This is a genomic window from Lentzea sp. NPDC004782 (genome assembly GCF_040609115.1).
Taxonomy (GTDB): Bacteria; Actinomycetota; Actinomycetes; order Mycobacteriales; family Pseudonocardiaceae; genus Lentzea.
The window spans coordinates 63,001-79,790 of record NZ_JBEXJN010000045.1 but is presented as its reverse complement, the minus strand read 5'-3'; the positions used below and the strand labels follow the sequence as shown (position 1 = coordinate 79,790).

The window sequence follows — 16,790 nt, the reverse complement described above, 5'->3', positions numbered from 1 at the left end:
AGTTCTTGGCGGAACCCGAAGATGATCAAGCGGTGGCCGTGCCCATGTCAAAGCCCAGGCGCCTCCTGGTTAAAACACCAGATCCACCTGAGGTGCAGTAAGGCGCCCTTCATCGAGCACCCGGCACGCCGCGTTCGGGCGCCTATGCGCGCATGACTGTGGCGATCGGGATCCGGGCCGCCCGGATCGCCGGGATGAGCCCACCGAGCACACCGGCGACCAGACCCGCGATCACGCCCGCCACCCCCGCCTCCCACGGGAAGGTGGTGCCCTGCAACGACGGGAAGCGGTGACCGAACAACGTCAGCGCGACCTGCAGCCCCGCCGCGCCCGCGCCGATCGCGAGCGCCGCGGTCAGCAGGCCGGTCAGCAACGTCTCGGCGAGCACGATCCCGGCCAGCAGCATCCGGGACATGCCCACCGCGCGGCGCAGGGCGAACTCCTCGACGCGCTCGCCGACCGTGGCGAGACCGACGTTGAGGATGCCCGCGACGCCGATCAGCAGCACCAGGAACGCCATGCCGAGGAAGATCAGCCGCAGGATCTTCAGCTCGGACTGCATGCGCTCCTTGGAGTTCACCCGCTGGAAGTGCAGCTGGTTCTGGTCGATCCCGGCACCGGCCAGCTTGGCCTTCAGCAGCTGCTGCAGGTCGTCGGAACCCGGCTGCAGGTAGACCTCGAGCCCGGTGCCCCCGCCGCGGAACCTGTCCAGCTCGCTGGTCTGCGCCGCCGCGGGCATCCACGTGCGCAGCTCGTCGAGACGCAGGTAGACCCTCGGCTGGATGGTGCCGTCCTGCACCACGCCCACGATCTGGGGCGTCACGTGGTGGGTGGCGCCGTCGATCGTCATCTCGCCGGGCACCCGGTACTGCCGCAGGCCCTTGGCGGCCTCCTCGTTCAGCACGATCCGCGGCGCGAGCGACGGGGCGGAGGCGAAGTCGAGCCAGCTGCCGGAGACCGGGCGGAACGGCTTGAACGGCCGGACGTCACCGGTCAGCGCGACCATGCTGACCTCGATCGCCTGGCCGTCCGGCTTCTTCTCCTGCGGCTTCTGCTCCTGGCACACACCGTTGGAGTCGCAGACCATCTGCGGGCCGTAGTAGTCGCCGCGGCGGTTGGCGTACTCGAACGGCATGCCGCCCTCGTTGATCGGCCGCACGCCCGGCTCGCCGATGACCGCCTTCGAGCTGATCATCGCGACCGCGTCGGCGCGGCCCTTCAGCGCGGCCTCGACGATCCCCGGCGCGCCTTTCTCGCCGGGGATGTAGCCCGTGATCGTGCCGTCCTTGCCGGACTGGAGCTCGACGTCGGTGAGCATCGCGCGTTCGGCGATCTCCGACCCCGCCTGCACGGCCACGACCGCGAGGACACCGAGGAACAGCGAGACCATCGACAGGAACGTGCGCAGCTTGCGGGCGCGGATGCCCTGTCCGCCGATCACCAGGGCGGACCGCAGCTTGCCGGAGAACATCAGTTGAACCGCCCGTCGCGCAGCTCCAGCACGCGGCCCATCTTGCGCGCGTGATCGTGGTCGTGCGTGACCAGCACGAGGCCGCAGCCCCGCCTGGTCGTGCCCAGCAGCACCTCGACGACGAGGTTGCCGGTCTCGGTGTCGAGCGCGCCCGTCGGCTCGTCGGCGAGGATCACGCGCGGCTGCCGGACGAGCGCGCGGGCGATCGCGACGCGCTGCTGCTCACCGCCGGAAAGCCGGGCGGGCTTGGACTTCGCGAGGTGCGCGATGCCGACCTGCTCCAGCGCGTCCATCACCTGCTGCCGGCGCTTGCGCCGCGACGACCAGCCCTGGCCGTTCACCAGCGCCATCGCCACGTTCTGCGCGGCGGTGAGGTGCTTGAGCAGGAAGAAGCGCTGGAACACGAACCCGAACTCCGCGCTGCGCAACGCCGCGGCCCTGCGTTCGGGCAGCTTCGTGATGTCGTTGCCGTGCAGGAGGTACTGGCCTTCGTCGGCCCGGTCGAACAGCCCGATCAGCGACAGCAGCGTCGACTTGCCGGAACCGGACCGGCCGAGGATCGCCACGCTCTGTCCAGGATGGACGGTCAGGTCCACACCGGACAGGATGGTGCGCGGTTCCTCCTGGCCCTTCAGGACTTTCGTGATGCCGCTGAGCTGCAGCAGCGGCGCCTGCGCCTGGGGGACGGTCATCACGGTCCCGTCGGCTTGGACTGGTCGCCGCCCTGCTGCGGCTCCGGCAGGTTCGGGCCCGGCACGGCGAGCTCCTCGTCCCCGGTGAGACCGGACTTGACCTCGACGACCTTGCCGTCGGTGAGGCCCAGCACCACGTCGGTGGTCTTGCGCGACCCGTCCGGGGAGAGCACGTCGACCCTGCCCTTGCCCTGCTGCCCGGCGACCGCCTCGACCGGGACCACCAGCGCCTGCGCGGACTTGCCGGTGGTGACCTCGATCGACGCGCCGGCGCCGTTGATCATCTGCACGTCCGCGGGCGCGGTGCACACGATGCGCAGGCCGGTCGAGGAGCTGGGCTGCTGCGGCTGCTCCGGGGTCTTGGGCTGCTGGGGAGCCGGCGGGGTCTTGGTGTCCGGCGTGACCGGCGGCTTCTCCGGGATGGTGCCCTGCGGCAGCGCGGCGATCGTGCCGAGCACCGTGCACGGGAACGGGCCCGGCCCGTTCTTGATCTGCACCGTCACGTCGGTGAGCGCGCCGCTGATCTTGTACGCCTGCGAGCCGTCGATGTCACCGACGATCGCGTAGCCGACGTGCCTGCCCGACGCGATCGGCATTCCCGCCGTCACGGTCGCCTTGTCGTCGACGAGCCGGCCGCCGAACGTGGCACCGGCCGGGATCTCGACGTAGTTCGGCGTCCCGTCCTTCCACACCGTCGCGACCCTGGTCGGCTTGGTCGGCGTGCCGTTCGGCGCGGGCACGTCGAAGTAGCGCACCTGGCCCGCGACCGGCGCGACCAGCCCGAACGTCGGGTTCATCTCGACCTTGCCCGAGATGCTCAGCTTGGTGGTGAGGTCCTGCCTGGTCGGTTTGACCTTGGTCATCGTCGTGCCGCGCGGTGCCAGCTCCGGGTTGGTCTGGTCCGGACCTGACGGACTGCACGCCGCCACGGCGACCGTGACCAGCGCGCACAGCGGCGCGAGAAGAATTTTGCGCACGAATGTCCCCCATGTCGTTTCGACCAACCTACTGACAAGGACACCGCACGCGTCGCGGAGGTTGCATCGGACTTTCGGCCGATCCGGCATCGACCTGGTGGTCACGGGTATCCGGGATGTTGACCGGAAGGAGATGACCTGTGAATGCGCTTGCCGTGGTAACCGGCGCTTCCAGCGGAATAGGTTACGAGCTCGCGAAAGTGCTCGCGGACAACGGCTTCGACCTGGTGGTCGCGGCGGAGGACGAACGGATCGACGAGACGGCCGCGCAGATCGCGTTGCGGTGCGGGGGAGTGCGCGTCGACCCGGTGCGCACCGATCTCTCGAAGTACGAGGGGGTGGAGGCGCTGGTCGCCGCGGTGCGGGCGGACGGACGTCCGGTGGACGTGCTCGCGGTGAACGCGGGCGTCGGCGTCGGCGGCGACTTCGTGCGCGACACCTCGCTCGACGACAACCTGGAGATCGTGGACCTGAACGTCCGCTCCTCCGTGCACCTCACGCACCGGCTGCTCGGCGACATGGTGGACCGCAAGCAGGGCAGGGTGCTCTTCACCTCGTCCGTCGCCGCGACCGCGCCCGGCCCGTTCCACTCGGTCTACGCGGCCTCGAAGGCGTTCCTGGCGTCGTTCGGGCAGAGCCTGCGCGAAGAGCTGCGGGACACGGGCGTCACCGTGACGACGCTGATGCCGGGACCGACGGACACCGAGTTCTTCGAGCGCGCGGGCATGCAGGACACCAAGGTCGCGACGGGCGACAAGGACGACCCGGCGCAGGTCGCCCAGCAGGGCTTCGAGGCGCTGATGAAGGGCGACGACCACGTGGTCGCCGGGTCGCTGAAGAACAAGGTCCAGGCGGTCGCCGGGAAGGTCGCGCCGGACCCTGTGAAGGCGAAGATGACGCGGTCGATGACCGAACCCGGTTCGGCCGAGTCCTGACGGGTACTCGCGCCCCATGAGCCAACCGAACCCCATCCAGATCCAGAAGAGTCTCTCCGGCGTGGACTACCCGGTGTCCAAGCGGCAGCTGCTGGAGAAGGCGCGCGACAACGGCGCCGGCGACGACGTCATGGCGGCGCTGGAGAAGCTGCCGGACCGGGAGTACAACGGCCCGAACGCCGTCAGCGAGGAGGTTTCCAAGGCGTGAGCCGTTCCGAAGGAAGTGCGCGAATCCGCGGCTACCTCTTCGCCCTCGGCAGCTACGCGGTGCTCGCGGGCACCGTCTCGGTGGCCGGTCGCCTCACCGGCGTCCGGCTGCCGGAGCGGTTCTCGCTCGCCGACACCGCTCTCGTGGGCGTGGCGACGCACAAGGCGAGCCGGTTGCTCACCAAGGAGGCGGTGATGCGCCCGTTGCGGGCACCGTTCACCGTCTACGAGGAACCGGCGGGGCATGCGGAGCTCAAGGAGTCGGTACGGTCGGACGAACCCGCGAAGCACGCGATCGGGGAGCTGCTGACCTGCCCGTTCTGCGCGGGCGTGTGGATCGCGAGCGGGCTCACCGCGGGGCTGGTGTTCGCGCCGCGCATCACCCGGCTGGTGTCCACGGCGCTCAGCGCGGTGGCGGCGTCCGATGCGCTGAACCTCTTGTACGACAAGCTGAAGTCATGACACGTGGCGGCCGCGCCGGCTGCCCTCGTAGGCCTGTTCCCGCAGTGCCGCGAGCCAGCTCGGCGCGAGCTCCATCTCCGGCGGCCGGTTGAGCACCGGGTCGAACGCCACCGGTGCCGCTGTGCGGTCCCCGGGATGCAGCGTCACGGTGGCGACCTGGCGCCAGGCGGCGTCCTTTCCGGACACGTGGAGGGTGAACCTCGTCGGCGGCTCCCCGCCGTCGGGAACGGCCATGAACCACAGCAGTTCGCCGCGGTACCGGTAGGGCGCGAGCGTGCCGAGCCGGGCGTCGTGCCAGTGGCGCACGAACTTCGGCAGCAGCCGCGTCCGCCGGCCGGTGCCGGTGCTCGACAGCAGCAGGTCCCAGTCACCGGACTCCGTGGGCACGCGCAGCGCGATGCCGAGCACGTCCGGCTTTCCCGGCCCGGTACCGGCGCCCTTGGACAGGCGCACGGTCACCGCGGCCGTCGCGGGGAAAGGCGGGGTGCCGGTCAGCTCCCCGGTCGTCTGGACGCCGCGCGGATGCAGCGCGCGGGCATGCCTGGCCTTGGCGAGCAGGTGGAACACCGTCGTCAGCACATCCCTGACTACCCGGCAAAACCGCCCGAAAACGCGGTGTTTCAAGGTCTTCCAGAGGGGGATTCTGCCTCCATGAGGCTGCTCAGGGCACCGGGCGTGTACGCGCCTCAGGACGACACGGCCCTTCTCGTCGAGGCCATGCACGCCGCCGCTATCCCGGCCGGTGCGCGCGTGCTGGACATCGGCACCGGCACGGGAGCGCTCGCGATCGCGGCGATCCGGGCCGGTGCCGCCGAGGTGACCGGTGTGGACGTCTCCCGGCGCGCGGTGTGGACCGCGCGGGTCAACGCCGCCCTGCAACGGTTGCCGTTGCGGGTGCGGCTCGGCAACGCGCTGGAGGTCGTCGCCGACGAGCGGTTCGACCTGGTGCTCGCCAACCCGCCGTACGTGCCGGCCGCCGGTCCCTGCGCGGTGAGCGGGCCGGCGCGGGCGTGGGACGCGGGGCTGGACGGGCGCCAGCTGCTGGACCCGTTGTGCGCCAGGATGACCGACCTGCTGGTGCCGGGCGGGGTGCTGCTGATGGTCCATTCCGCACTGTGCGGAGTGGACACGTCGTTGCGGCAGCTGAGGGACAACGGCCTGAAGGCGTCGGTCGTGCAACGGCGGCTGGTGCCGTTCGGTCCGGTCATGAACGGCCGGATCGGCTTCCTGGAACGGCACGGGCTGATCGAGCCGGGCCAGCGACACGAGGAACTGGTGGTGATCCGCGGTGACCGGCCAGAACGCGTCCAGTGAGCGCAGGGTGACGGTGGTGCCGAACGGCCCGGTGCTCGTCGAGGGACCGGTCGAGCTCGTCACCGACGACGGCGTGACGCACACCAGCGACCGGTTCGTGGTCGCGGTGTGCGCGTGCCGCCGCAGCAAGCGCTACCCGTTCTGCGACACCAGTCACCGCAAACGCGTGCGCAGCGACGACTCTCCCGAGCGCCACGACGACAGCAGGTGATCGGCCAGGCGTGCCTCCAGCAGCTCGGTGGCCTGGATGCCGAACACCACGTCCGCCCGCAGCTGGGGTTCCTGCTCCAGCAGTGAACCGATGACGTCACGCCGCATGATCTGCTCGTGCACGGCGTCGGCCTCGATGTGCTCGGTGAAGAACTCGACGCACCGCGGGTCGGCGTCCAGCCGGGTCAGCGCCTGCGCCATCCGCTGGGCGCTCGGCGCCGTCGTGATCTCCGCGGCGGCGAAGTGGCCGACCAGCGCGCCGCGCAGCGACCGGTGCAGGCCGAACAACGACATCATGTTGACGATCGCGATGGCGGGCGCGGGCACGTCGTCGAGGTGGTGCAGGTAGTCCGGGGACATCCCGGCGCCCTCGAGCAGGTCGGCGTAGAGGCGGGAGTGCATCCGGTCGGCCCGTCCGCCACCGAACTCGTCGAACTCCACCGCCACCAGCGCCGCCTTCGCCCGGCCGCGCAACCGCGGGATGACCCACGCGTGCGGGTCCGCCTCCTTGTGGTGGTACACCGAGCGGTGCGCGAAGTACTCGCGCATCTCGTCCCAGGTTCCGTTGTCCCGCAGGTGATGCGACACGCCGTCGCCCGGCACGCGCTCGACCAGCAGCTCGTCCAGCGCCGCGGTCAGGTCGTCACCGCCGTCCACATCGGACCGCAGTGCGGCGAGGAACGCGATCTCGGCCCGGGCGCGGAACTTCAGCAGCTCCGGGTCCCACTCCCACGCCGGGTGCACGCCGTCGAAACCGCGGTAGTGCAGCTCGTACAGCAGGTGCAGGGCGAGGGTGAGGTCCTCGCCGTACGGATCGGGGCCGGCGTCGGTGAACGGGACCAGCCGTCCGTCCGGATCGCCGCCCAGCGTGGCGACGACGGTCTCGGACAGCGGTCCGCGTGGTGCGGGAAGCTTCACCACGCTCTCATACCCGCCGGTCGACGAGGTCATGCACCAGAGAGAGCTCCCCGCGTTCGGCCAGCGCGGGCGTGACGTGCTCCAGGAGCCTGCCGAGCAACGCCGTGGCGGGCACCCGGCACGCACGCCACGGATCGACTCCGGGGCCGTCCAGGCCGTACCGCGAGGCCGTCCAGACGGCCGCCGCGCACACGTCGTCGCGCACCGGCGGTGACTCGCCGCCGAGGCACGCCGTGTGGACGAGAGCGCGCGACAGGGCGGCCTGCAGCATCGCGTCCTCGACGGTGGCCGCCGCGTCCGCCACCCGGAACTCCACGGTCGGCAGCTTCGGCGACAGGCGGGCGAGCCAGAACGACTGGGCGCGGTCCACGAGAGTGCCGCACGCGACCATGCGCGCGACGTGAGCGTCGTAGTCGTCGGCGTCGGGGAAGACCGGTGGCACTCCGGAACCGGGGAAACGCGACTGCTCGACCATGCGCCAGCTCGCGTAGCCGTGGTCGGGCGAGTTGGCCGACAGCGCGAGCAACGTGGGCAGCCACGGCCGCACGTGGTTGAGCACCCGGACACCGGTGCCGCGGTCCGGAACACCCACGTGCACATGGCATCCGCACGCCTCGTAGTGCTCCACCACGCCCGCGTACGTGTCGAGAACGCGGTGGAACCGGGGACGGGAACGGGACACGATCGGCCGCAGCGACGGTTTCACCGGTGTGCCACGGGACATCAGGCTCAGCCCGATGTCCTCCGCGGCCTTGGCGAGCGTGGTGCGGGCCTGCCGCAGCGCGTCGCCGAGGTCGGCGACCGACTCGCACGGACCGGTCGCGGCCTCCACCTGAGTGCCCGCGAACTCGGCGTGGAACTTGGTCAGGCCGGTGTCACCGACGCGCGCCAGCACGGCGTCCGCCCGCACCGCGGTACGTCCGGACGCCGTGTCGACGAGCAGAAACTCCTCTTCCACGCCAACGGTGTCAGCGCACAGCGGCACGCCGGCCAAGCGCGACCCCCAGTCCGATCATGCCGAGCCCGAGGACGAAGTGCAGCCAGTCGTCCGCGCTGTTGAGCGGCACGAAGTTGGCGTCGCTCATCTTGTCGATCACCAGTCCGTACAGCCACAGCACGAGGTAGATCGCACCGCCGCCGATCAGGAACGCCCGTGCGCCGGCCGCCGTGCGCGAGGCCAGGAAGCCCACGACGCCGAACAGCAGGTGCACGATGTTGTGCAGGATCGACACCATGAAGATCCCGAGCAGCATCGCACCGGACTGGTGACCGGCGAACGTCATCCGGTCGTAGTCGGTCGTGATGCCTGGGATGAAGCCGAGCACGCCTACCAGCGCGAACACCGCCGCTACGACGAGCGCGGCCTGCTGGACCCGCGTGCGGGTGGTGACGTCGACCATCGAACTCACCTCGAGAGTTTGGTCCTGAACGCGGTCGATCGACGGCTACCCGGCAGGGGTGGGGGCAAACGCGCCGCGGGTACACCGCCTCGCATGGACGACAAGACGATCGAGGCGCTCGGCAAGCTCGGCAAGGCCCTGGAGACCACCGAACGGGCCCGCGGCCACCTGTACTCGTTCCACCAGCTCACCGGTACCGCCGACTTCACCCTGGACGAGGCGGTCGAGCTGCTGCGGCAGGCGGGCCACCACGAGCACGCCGACCGCGTGCAACGGGAGCTGCTCGGCCGCAACGTGCTGCCGGGGCGGTGGACCTTCGAGATCGTCGAGCAGTACGACGACACCTACTACGACGTGTTCCGGGACGTGGCCCGCGCGGCCCGCGACGAGCTGGCCGGCGGCCGGCGGCACGAGTTCGAGGCGCGGCTCAAGCGCGAACGTCAGCGGCTCAGCGCCGCCGCGTACGCCGACAGGGACTCCCGGTCGGGCTGACCCGTCTTCGCGATCAGCGACGCCACGTGCTTTTCCACCGTGCGGGGCGAGATGTGCAGGCGGGTGCCGATGGCCTTGTTGCCCATCCGGTCGGCGAGCAGCACGAACACCTCGAACTCGCGGACGGTCACGCCGTGCCCGCGCAGCTGTTTGGGCACCTGGTCGGTTCCGGTGCGGCGTTGCTGCACCGGTGCGCCCGCCTGCCGCAGCAGTCCCCGGCACGCCGACGCGACCGCCGTGATCCCGGCCTGGTGGAAGTGCTCCTCGGCGGCGCGCAGCCACGTCACCGGGTCACCCCACGCCCGTGCTTCCGGCGCGACCAGCCGCAGTCCGAGGTGGCGGGCCATCGGGTAGAGGGCCGCGGCCTCCTGCGCGCGGTCGAACGCCTGCCGTGCCTCGGCGTGCCTGCCGTCGCGGCCGAGCAGGACGGCGTGGGCGAGGTCGGCGAACTGGCGGTTCCAGCGCATACCGGCGGCACTGGACTTCGTCAGCACCTCGTAGTCGGACCAGCCGAAGCGGCCGTCCAGCACGGCCAGCAGCACCCGCAGGCCGTGCGCGCCGGAGAGGTGGAACGTGGTGGGGTTCTGCGACTCCTTCGCCTCCGCCACGTCGAGCTCCCGCGTCGCCAGCGCGCGGTCTTCCTCGAGCAGGGCGCAGAACGCGCGGGCGAGCCCGTGGCACAGCGGGATCTCCTGGGCGCCGCCCTTCGCGACCGCCTCGAACTCGCCGACGGCGTCGTCGGTCTCCTGCCGGTTGCCGCGGTGCGCGGCGAGCGTCGCCTTCACCATCAGCAGGTAGCGGGTGAGCGCGTGGATCTGCAGCCGTGCGGTGGCCTGCAGGCAGGTGGCGACCTGCCGCTCGGCCTCGGCGTAGGCACCGGTCAGGACGTGCTGCAGGGCCAGGATGGCGTCCACGTTGTACGCCACCGTGATCGCGCCCGCCCGATATGCCTCCTCGTGCGCGCGGCCCAGCGAGGCGGTGCTGCCGGACGCGAGCCAGTCGTTGCCCGCCAGGCGAACCAGCGCGTAGATGTGCTGGATCGGCATCTGGTGCGCGTCGGCGAGCGCGCGTGCCCGGCCGAAGCACCGGTTGGCCTCGTCGAGGTCCTGCTCGCGGGCGATGATCCCGAGCAGCTGCCACGCCTCGCAGGCGACCGCCGGGAGCTCCGCCCGTGCCGCCGCCTCCGCCGCCTGCCTGGCGAGGCTCGCCGCGGACTCGATCCGGTCGGCGCTCGGGGTGTTGAGCGCGAGGTACGCGGAGTTGACGTCCAGCTGCGCGGTCAGCCGGTCGGGTGCGTCCCGGCCGAGCAGCGCGCGGGCGATGCGCACCTGCTCGACGCCGTCGGTGAACCGCCCGGCCAGGTGGGCGACGCGGGCCAGTCGCGTGTGGAGCTTCGCCCGTCTGGCCGTGTCCAGGCCGCCCAGGTCGGCGATCTCCTGCTCGAACCGGAAAGCGCGTTCGAACTCGCCGGTCTCCGCCAGGGCCGGGAGCAGGGTGTCGAGGACGTCGGCGCGCGCCTCGCCGGTGAGCAGCTGCTGGGCGCGGTCGAGCAACGTGACCGCGGAGCCCGCCGCGCCGTTGCCCAGCGCCCGCCGTCCCGCCTCGGCGAACAGCCCTCCCGCGCGGGCGGGGCAGCCGCCGTCGAGCAGGAGCTTCGCCACGAGCGGGCACCAGTCGCCGGCCAGACCGGGGTGCAGGTCCTCGATCGCGTCGGCCGTGCGCAGGGAGAGCTCCGCCCGTTCGTTCGGCGTCAGCTGGGCGAGCAACGCGTCGGCGGTGAGGGGGTGGCGGAACGCGTACCAGTCCGGGGCGGGCTCGTCCGGTGTCACGAGCTGCGCGGCCACTCCCGCGTGCAGGTGGCTGAGCAGCTGGCGGTCGTCGGTGCCGGTCACCCGTTGCACCACCGAGAGCGGGAACCGGTGGCCCAGCACCGCCGCGATGGACAGCACCTCGCGGCCCTGTGGTCCCAGCCGGTCGGTGCGGTGCGCGACGCTGCGGGCGAACGCGGCCGGCACCGGGAGCTTGAACTCGCCGAGCACCTGCCAGCCCCGCGCGCCCGCGACCAGCAGGCCGCTGCTCACCATGCCGTGCAGCAGTTCCTCGACGACGAACGGGTTGCCCGCGCTGTCCGTCCACAGGCGACTCGACAGCTCGGCCGGGACCTGCTCGGTCTCCAGGCACGCGGCGGTCATCCGCTCGACCTCGGGCCGGGTCAGCCGGCGCAGCTCCAGCTGGGTGGCCGCGCCGCGCTGGACGATCCGGTGGACGAGCTCCAGCGCGTTGCCCGGTTCGGTGCGGATCGTGGCGAGCAGCAGGACCGGCTGGTCCTCCAGGTTGTCGGCCAGGTACTCGACGACGGCGAGCGTCTCGGCGTCGGCGTCGTGCAGGTCCTCCAGGACCAGCAGGCACGGGGTCCTGCGCGCCACGCTGGCGAGCAGCCGCAGCACCGCCTCCGCCAGCACCACGACGGACTCCGTCGTGGACTGGTGGTCGTGCCACTCCGGGATCAGCGTGCCCAGCACGGGTTTGTACGGGCCGAGCGCCGAGTCGTCCGGCGGCTCGCCGCGGAACAGGGCGAGCAGCGCCTCGGCGATCGGCCGGAACGGCACCATCGGGCCGATCGTCGTGCCGCGGCCCTTCAGGACCCGGACGCCCTCGTCGTACGCCTTGCCCGCCGCGTACCTGGCCAGCCGGGACTTGCCGATGCCGGCCTCGCCGGTCAGGAAGATCGCGCCACCGCGGCCCTGGCGGGTGCGCCCGAGTGCCCCCGTGAGGGCCGTGACCTCTCGGTCGCGGCCGACCACGTGGGGCGCTCGGGTCTGCATGGCAGGACCTTAACGGCCGGGCACGGCCGGTCGGATCGGCTGCTCAGGCGTATTCACCGTCGGAAGTCCGAGTGATTCCAGCCGATCAGGGAAGGATCTTTCCGCGATCAACGAGCGGGAACCTCAGACCACGCTGACGGTCGTTTCCGACATCGCCGGCGTGATGGCGACGATGGCACCCACCGCGAGGGTCAGCCCGGCCAGCGCGCGGGCTCTCGCACCGGCCCGCGACCGGGGGGTGAGCTCCATCTCCCCGATCACGTCCTCGACCTGCTCGGGCGGGGCGGCCGGGCGGTGCAGGGACTCGTTCATCAGACGCACTCCTCAGGTGTTCGGTGTGGGGTCGAGCAGCAGGACCGATGGCACCGGGAACCCCCGGCGCAGCAGACCGTGGCCGATGCCGGCCAGACCCGTGAGCAGGCCGGGTGACGGCACGCCGCCCGGCGTGGCGCAGCGGGCGCCGTGTTCGTCGAGTGCTCCCAGCAGCTGTGCCGTGCGACGGCTCGCGGCTGCGGGGTGCCGCGCCGACAGCGCTTCGACGACGCCCAGCTCGCCGTGGCACAGACTCATGTCCCGCAACGGTTCCCGGTCGGCCAGGACCTGGCTCAGCCGGTCGTCGGCACGGGCCAGGACCGCGCCGGCCAGACCGGAGCACCAGCCGGTGTCGGTCGGGTCGAGCGCGTCGTTCTCCAGGAACGCCAGTCCTGCCACATCTGATGACTCGTCACGAACCGTTGCCGCGTAACGCCGCAGAGCCCATCCGATTCCCGCATGGCCGCGGGCGAACCCATCAGCGGAACAAATCGCACCACGTAGAACGGTCGCGTAGTGGCCGGCGAGGGCGAGAGATTCAGGTGTGCCCACGGCGAGCATGGCGGCGAGGGACCCGGCGACGCCGTCCACGACGTTGAACGACGTGTCCTCCAGCGGCATCAACGACACCGCGGCCGACAGCAGACCGGGGTCCAGGCCGAGCAACGGCGTCAGGCGCGCCAGGCCGTAGCAGATGCCGCCCAGGCCGTGGACTCCGCCACCGACCGCCGCGACCAGCTCGGGTGACTCGCCGAACGCCGCCAGCAACGACGGCAGCGGGCGCACGGCGTCCCGCGCGAAGTCGACGTAGCGGGCGGCACCGGTCAGCGCGCCCAGCTCGGCGAGGAACAGCGCCACCCCCGTGTAGCCGTTGGACAAACCGGCGCCGAGCGGCTGCACCGCCCAGTGCCGGTCGTCGACGAGCTCGAGGCCCAGCCAGTTCACCCGGTCCCGGCCGGTCACGGCGTGCGCGAGGATCTGGTCCGCGATGCCGCACGCCGCCACCAGCAGCCGGGCCGGGTCCGGGTCCACCGCGGCGACGTGACCGGGCAGCGGCGCGCCGGAGCGGTGCGAGACGGGCCGCGGCCGGGACGCCAGCGCCGCCGCGATCACCCACTGCTGGTCGTGCCGGTCCACCTCGCTCATCGCCGCGATCTTGCGTTCGACCGCGTGCAGCCCGGGCTCCGGCAGCATCCCCGGCAGCCGGAGCCCGGACGTCGTCCACAGGTCGCACGACCCCGGCCGGCAGGTGAACAGCGGCACGTCACCGCGCCACAGGTCGGCGACCTCGAACGGCACCAGCCGGTCGAGCAAGGGGTCGTCGACGACCAACACCCCGAACGCCAGGTCGCGGTCCATCGCGTCGACGAGCACCGACGGGTGCGTCGACTCGTCCAACAACAACGCGTACTGACGTGTCGCACGTGCCACGAACCGCACTTCGTCATCGGCGCACGCATGGACCAAGCGCAGCAGTTCGTCCCGATGCGCCACGATCGCGTCGTAGCCCGCGCGGAACCCGGCCAGCAGCGAGTCCTGGTAGTCGGCGGGCTCGGCCGGTTCGGTGCCCAGCAACGGCCGGTTGAACGCGCCCGACGACTCGCGCGGCCGTCTGACCAGCCGCATCCGGTCCGTTCCGGCGTCGGCCCAGTCGACGACGTCCAACGGCGACAGCACGCCTTGGTCACCGCCGACGCCGGACACGTCCACGACGCCGTTGTCGCCCAACAGCACGTGGGGGAGCAGGGCGGTGCGGTGCACGGACCGCGCCAGCGCGAGCGCCGCCGGGTCGTCCGACGAGGCGGGCGTCGGGTGGAACAGGGTCTCCACGTCCACCAGCACCGGCTGGTCCCCGGCCGCGATCAGGTTCTCGTAGTGCATGTCCGTGCCGTCGACCGCGTACAGCAGCGCCAGCAGCGCGCCGAGCCGCCGGTAGAACTCGGCCACACCGGCCACGCCCGCACACGGCTCCTGACGCACGAACTCCAGCCACCCGTACCCGTCCCGCACCACCAGCCGCGGCGCCCGGAACCTGATTCCGGTCCGCCTGGACAGCCAGCCCAGCTGGGCGATGAAGTGCGCGTGCAACACGACCGGTCGCGGCCGGTACACCAGCCGCGCGCCGGAGGAGAAGGTCAGCACCGCGACCGTGCGCCCCTGCTGGTGCGGATCCCCGCGCCCGGTCTCGATCGACGTCAGCGCGCCGGGATCCACCCCGCCGAAGATCGTCCGCACGATCTCCGCACGGTCGCGGTCCAACCGCGACGACAGCTCGTGGTGGGTGGAAACAGCCTGCTCACAGGCCTGGCCGAGCAGCCGGGCCAGCACCGGGTAGCGCGCGAACAACGCCTCCAGGTCGAGCGTCCGCGTGAAGTTCGTGAACCGCTCGGCCCCGGTGTCACCGGCCAGCGTGCCGCGCGCGTTGTGCAGCTCCAGCACCAGCGTCCGCGCGGCGATGGCGACCAGCCGCCGGCCGAGCTGCTCGGCGAACGCGGCGTCGAACGGAGGCGCGATCTCCAGGCGGGCGGCGTCGATCAGCGGACGCAGGGCGTGGGCGAACGCCGCCGTCCAGCTCTCACCGGTGGTCGTCTCGGCCGCGGAGGTCACGCCGGACAACCTCGCACGCGCGCCCGTGCGAGCACATGGGGGCGAGGCCCCCAGATTTGCGCCGGACGTGAATATGGGGGACCGCCCCCCATGTTCCGGCGCTCCCGCGGCCGGAAACTCCTCAGCAGAGGAGGGAACGAGCATGAAGGAGTTCGGGGAACTACCGCGCACGGCCTCGGTGCCGTCGCTGCCCCATCTGCCTGAGGTTCGGGGCAAGAGGGCGTCGCTTCACCGGCCCGTCGTCCGGGCCGCGAAGGAGGCCGCGGCATGAGGGACTTCGGCGAGCTGCTGCGCCGGCACCGCATCCGCGTCGGCCTCACCCAGCAACAACTGGCCGACTTCGCGATGGTGAGCGTGCGCGCCATCCGCGACCTGGAGTGCGGCCGGACGAGGTCACCGCGCGCCGAGACGGTGCGGCTGCTCGCGGACGGGCTGCGGCTGGACGACGACAGCCGCGCGAACCTGCTGGAGGCCGGGGGACGGCCGGCCGGGCCGGTGTCGGTGCCGCCGCCCGCCCCGTCGTCGGCGATCGTGGGCCGGGAGAACGAGGCCGCGGCGCTCGTCGGCCTGTTCGCCGACGGGCAGCGGCTGGTCACGGTCACCGGGGTCAGCGGGGTGGGCAAGACGCGGCTCGCGCTGGAGGTGGCGGGGGAGCTGCACTTCCGGCTCGGCTGGTCGGTGGTGTGGCTGCCGTCCTCGCGCATGCCGGCGGTGGACGACGACCAGGACACCGTTCTCGTCACCGACCACAGCCCCGACACGCGGCTGCTGCAGACGCATCCGAGGCTGCGGATCATCGTCACCTCGCTGGCCCCGACCGGGACGCCGGGCGAGCACGTGTTTCCGTTGGCGCCGCTGGACGACGACGCCGCGGTGCGGTTGCTCGTGACGCATGTGCGGCGAGTGCGGCCGGGGTTCCGGCAGGAGGCCGCGAACCAGGCCGCGCTGGTGGGGCTGGTGCGGGAGCTCGACGGGCTGCCGTCGGCGCTGGAGTTCGCCGCCGGGTGGTTCATGGTCTACTCGCCGCAGCACCTGCTGGAACGGCTGCGGACCAACCCGCTCGACCCGACGTCGGCGCACCTGCGCGACTCGCTGCGGCTGTCACTGTCCACCTTGGACGGTGAGGAGCGTGAGGCGTTGGTGCGCATGGCCGATCGGGGTTACGTCGACAACGAACACATCGCGCGCGCGTTGAGCGTGCGCGGACTGATCCGCCGCGCCGGACCCCGATACGAGGTGCTCAACCTCGTGCGTGCGGCGGTGCTGGAACCGGTGTCAGGGCCACACCTGACTGGGGGTGTGGCCCTGACCTGGCCCTGCTGACCACCCGTCCGGGTGGTCGATGAACGGCGCTTTCGCTCACCTCAGGTGGACGAAAGCGCCGTTCATCATCAGAACTGGGCGGTCAGGCAGGCGAGGCGGTCACCGGCGGTGCCCGCCTTGCCGTGCTCGGTGCTGGTGTGCGTGGCGTGGACGACCACGGCGTTCGCCTCGCCCTTGCGGAACTCCCACTTCACCGTGGCGGTTCCGGTCGCGGCACCGGTCGCGTCGGTGGTGAGGTCGAGCCAGATCTCGTTCTGCGCGTTGGCGTACTTGGGGTCGACGCTCGGCGTGACCGGGTCCTTCTCGTTCTGGTAGTGCGGGCCCGAGTCGGCGGGCTTGGCGCCGCACGGCTTGGTGTGCACGTGCGAGCCGTACTTCGTGTTCGGCAGCAGTCCGGACACCTTCAGCTCGACCGTCGTCTGTCCGTTCGCGACGGACGAACCGGCGGAGAGCTTGGCGCCCACCGGAATTCGCTGCACGTCGTAGGTGATGCCCTTCGGCTGGTCGCCGGACGCGGCGGGTGCCGCCAGCGCGGTCTCGGCCACCGGCCTGACCGCGGGGGACGGGGTCTCGCTCGAACAGGCGGCCAGGCCACCGGTGAGCAGCACGGCACCTGCGAGGGCGGCCACGGTCGTGCGCATGATT

At 71.7% G+C, this 16,790-nt stretch carries 18 protein-coding genes; 7 read left to right on the top strand and 11 right to left on the bottom strand.

Annotated features, from left to right (window positions below; translation table 11 throughout):
- Positions 1 to 142 precede the first annotated feature (142 nt).
- The 3 genes from ABZV40_RS33565 to ABZV40_RS33555 are packed head-to-tail and all read right to left on the bottom strand — an operon-like array spanning position 143 to position 3,140.
- Complete coding sequence (locus tag ABZV40_RS33565) at positions 143 to 1,471, bottom strand: ABC transporter permease (protein WP_355450734.1); 1,329 nt, start codon at positions 1,469 to 1,471, stop codon at positions 143 to 145.
- Positions 1,471 to 2,163 (bottom strand): ABC transporter ATP-binding protein, encoded by a 693-nt coding sequence (locus tag ABZV40_RS33560; protein ID WP_355450732.1) that lies wholly within the window; start codon positions 2,161 to 2,163, stop codon positions 1,471 to 1,473. The genes ABZV40_RS33565 and ABZV40_RS33560 overlap by 1 nt, the downstream gene beginning before the upstream one ends.
- A complete protein-coding gene (locus ABZV40_RS33555) occupies positions 2,163 to 3,140 on the bottom strand; it encodes an efflux RND transporter periplasmic adaptor subunit (protein ID WP_355450729.1) in 978 nt (325 codons plus the stop codon). The genes ABZV40_RS33560 and ABZV40_RS33555 overlap by 1 nt, the downstream gene beginning before the upstream one ends.
- A gap of 140 nt (positions 3,141 to 3,280) precedes the next feature.
- On the opposite strand from ABZV40_RS33555, the gene ABZV40_RS33550 reads away from it, so the two are divergent.
- Genes ABZV40_RS33550 through ABZV40_RS33540 form a run of 3 tightly spaced genes read left to right on the top strand, consistent with a single transcriptional unit; the run spans position 3,281 to position 4,744 of the window.
- The gene (locus tag ABZV40_RS33550; protein ID WP_355450726.1) at positions 3,281 to 4,075 is read left to right on the top strand and encodes an SDR family NAD(P)-dependent oxidoreductase; all 795 of its coding nucleotides are present in this window, start codon (positions 3,281 to 3,283) and stop codon (positions 4,073 to 4,075) included.
- 16 nt (positions 4,076 to 4,091) lie between these two features.
- Positions 4,092 to 4,283, top strand: coding sequence for a DUF2795 domain-containing protein (locus ABZV40_RS33545; protein ID WP_355450723.1), 192 nt, complete (start codon positions 4,092 to 4,094; stop codon positions 4,281 to 4,283).
- The gene (locus ABZV40_RS33540) at positions 4,280 to 4,744 is read left to right on the top strand and encodes a DUF1360 domain-containing protein (RefSeq protein ID WP_355450720.1); all 465 of its coding nucleotides are present in this window, start codon (positions 4,280 to 4,282) and stop codon (positions 4,742 to 4,744) included. The genes ABZV40_RS33545 and ABZV40_RS33540 overlap by 4 nt, the downstream gene beginning before the upstream one ends.
- Here the strand turns inward: ABZV40_RS33540 and ABZV40_RS33535 are convergent.
- Complete coding sequence (locus ABZV40_RS33535) at positions 4,739 to 5,323, bottom strand: hypothetical protein (RefSeq protein ID WP_355450717.1); 585 nt, start codon at positions 5,321 to 5,323, stop codon at positions 4,739 to 4,741. The two genes, ABZV40_RS33540 and ABZV40_RS33535, sit on opposite strands and share 6 nt — an antisense overlap.
- A 72-nt stretch (positions 5,324 to 5,395) precedes the next feature.
- Here ABZV40_RS33535 and ABZV40_RS33530 point away from each other — a divergent pair, with 72 nt between their 5' ends.
- Both ABZV40_RS33530 and ABZV40_RS33525 read left to right on the top strand, forming a co-directional pair.
- Entirely contained in the window at positions 5,396 to 6,058 is a 663-nt protein-coding gene (locus ABZV40_RS33530; RefSeq protein WP_355450714.1) for a HemK2/MTQ2 family protein methyltransferase, read from the top strand.
- On the top strand, positions 6,033 to 6,269 hold the full coding sequence (locus ABZV40_RS33525; protein ID WP_355450711.1) for a CDGSH iron-sulfur domain-containing protein: 237 nt from the start codon (positions 6,033 to 6,035) through the stop codon (positions 6,267 to 6,269). The genes ABZV40_RS33530 and ABZV40_RS33525 overlap by 26 nt, the downstream gene beginning before the upstream one ends.
- On the opposite strand, the gene ABZV40_RS33520 is transcribed toward ABZV40_RS33525, so the two are convergent.
- Genes ABZV40_RS33520 through ABZV40_RS33510 form a run of 3 tightly spaced genes read right to left on the bottom strand, consistent with a single transcriptional unit; the run spans position 6,212 to position 8,586 of the window.
- The gene (locus ABZV40_RS33520; protein ID WP_355450708.1) at positions 6,212 to 7,219 is read right to left on the bottom strand and encodes an iron-containing redox enzyme family protein; all 1,008 of its coding nucleotides are present in this window, start codon (positions 7,217 to 7,219) and stop codon (positions 6,212 to 6,214) included. The genes ABZV40_RS33525 and ABZV40_RS33520 overlap by 58 nt on opposite strands.
- Positions 7,194 to 8,144 carry a YbdK family carboxylate-amine ligase gene (locus ABZV40_RS33515; RefSeq protein WP_355450705.1) on the bottom strand — a complete coding sequence of 317 codons (951 nt, stop codon included), beginning with the start codon at positions 8,142 to 8,144 and terminating at the stop codon, positions 7,194 to 7,196. Before ABZV40_RS33515 ends, ABZV40_RS33520 begins: the two co-directional genes overlap by 26 nt.
- 10 nt (positions 8,145 to 8,154) lie before the next feature.
- Entirely contained in the window at positions 8,155 to 8,586 is a 432-nt protein-coding gene (locus tag ABZV40_RS33510; RefSeq protein ID WP_355450702.1) for a DUF4383 domain-containing protein, read from the bottom strand.
- 93 nt (positions 8,587 to 8,679) lie between these two features.
- Between ABZV40_RS33510 and ABZV40_RS33505 the strand changes: the two genes are divergently transcribed.
- Positions 8,680 to 9,078, top strand: coding sequence for a hypothetical protein (locus ABZV40_RS33505; protein WP_355450699.1), 399 nt, complete (start codon positions 8,680 to 8,682; stop codon positions 9,076 to 9,078).
- Here ABZV40_RS33505 and ABZV40_RS33500 read toward each other — a convergent pair.
- The 3 genes from ABZV40_RS33500 to ABZV40_RS33490 all read right to left on the bottom strand — a co-directional run bounded on the left by ABZV40_RS33500 (position 9,027) and on the right by ABZV40_RS33490 (position 14,822).
- Positions 9,027 to 11,903, bottom strand: a complete 2,877-nt coding sequence (locus ABZV40_RS33500) for an AAA family ATPase (protein ID WP_355450696.1) — start codon at positions 11,901 to 11,903, stop codon at positions 9,027 to 9,029. The genes ABZV40_RS33505 and ABZV40_RS33500 overlap by 52 nt on opposite strands.
- A gap of 123 nt (positions 11,904 to 12,026) precedes the next feature.
- Positions 12,027 to 12,215 carry a hypothetical protein gene (locus ABZV40_RS33495; RefSeq protein ID WP_355450694.1) on the bottom strand — a complete coding sequence of 63 codons (189 nt, stop codon included), beginning with the start codon at positions 12,213 to 12,215 and terminating at the stop codon, positions 12,027 to 12,029.
- A gap of 12 nt (positions 12,216 to 12,227) precedes the next feature.
- On the bottom strand, positions 12,228 to 14,822 hold the full coding sequence (locus tag ABZV40_RS33490) for a type 2 lanthipeptide synthetase LanM family protein (RefSeq protein ID WP_355450691.1): 2,595 nt from the start codon (positions 14,820 to 14,822) through the stop codon (positions 12,228 to 12,230).
- Between the two features lie 267 nt (positions 14,823 to 15,089).
- On the opposite strand from ABZV40_RS33490, the gene ABZV40_RS33485 reads away from it, so the two are divergent.
- Positions 15,090 to 16,145, top strand: coding sequence for a helix-turn-helix domain-containing protein (locus ABZV40_RS33485; RefSeq protein ID WP_355450689.1), 1,056 nt, complete (start codon positions 15,090 to 15,092; stop codon positions 16,143 to 16,145).
- Between the two features lie 68 nt (positions 16,146 to 16,213).
- Here the strand turns inward: ABZV40_RS33485 and ABZV40_RS33480 are convergent, their stop codons facing one another.
- Complete coding sequence (locus tag ABZV40_RS33480) at positions 16,214 to 16,786, bottom strand: superoxide dismutase family protein (protein WP_355450686.1); 573 nt, start codon at positions 16,784 to 16,786, stop codon at positions 16,214 to 16,216.
- Positions 16,787 to 16,790 lie beyond the last annotated feature (4 nt).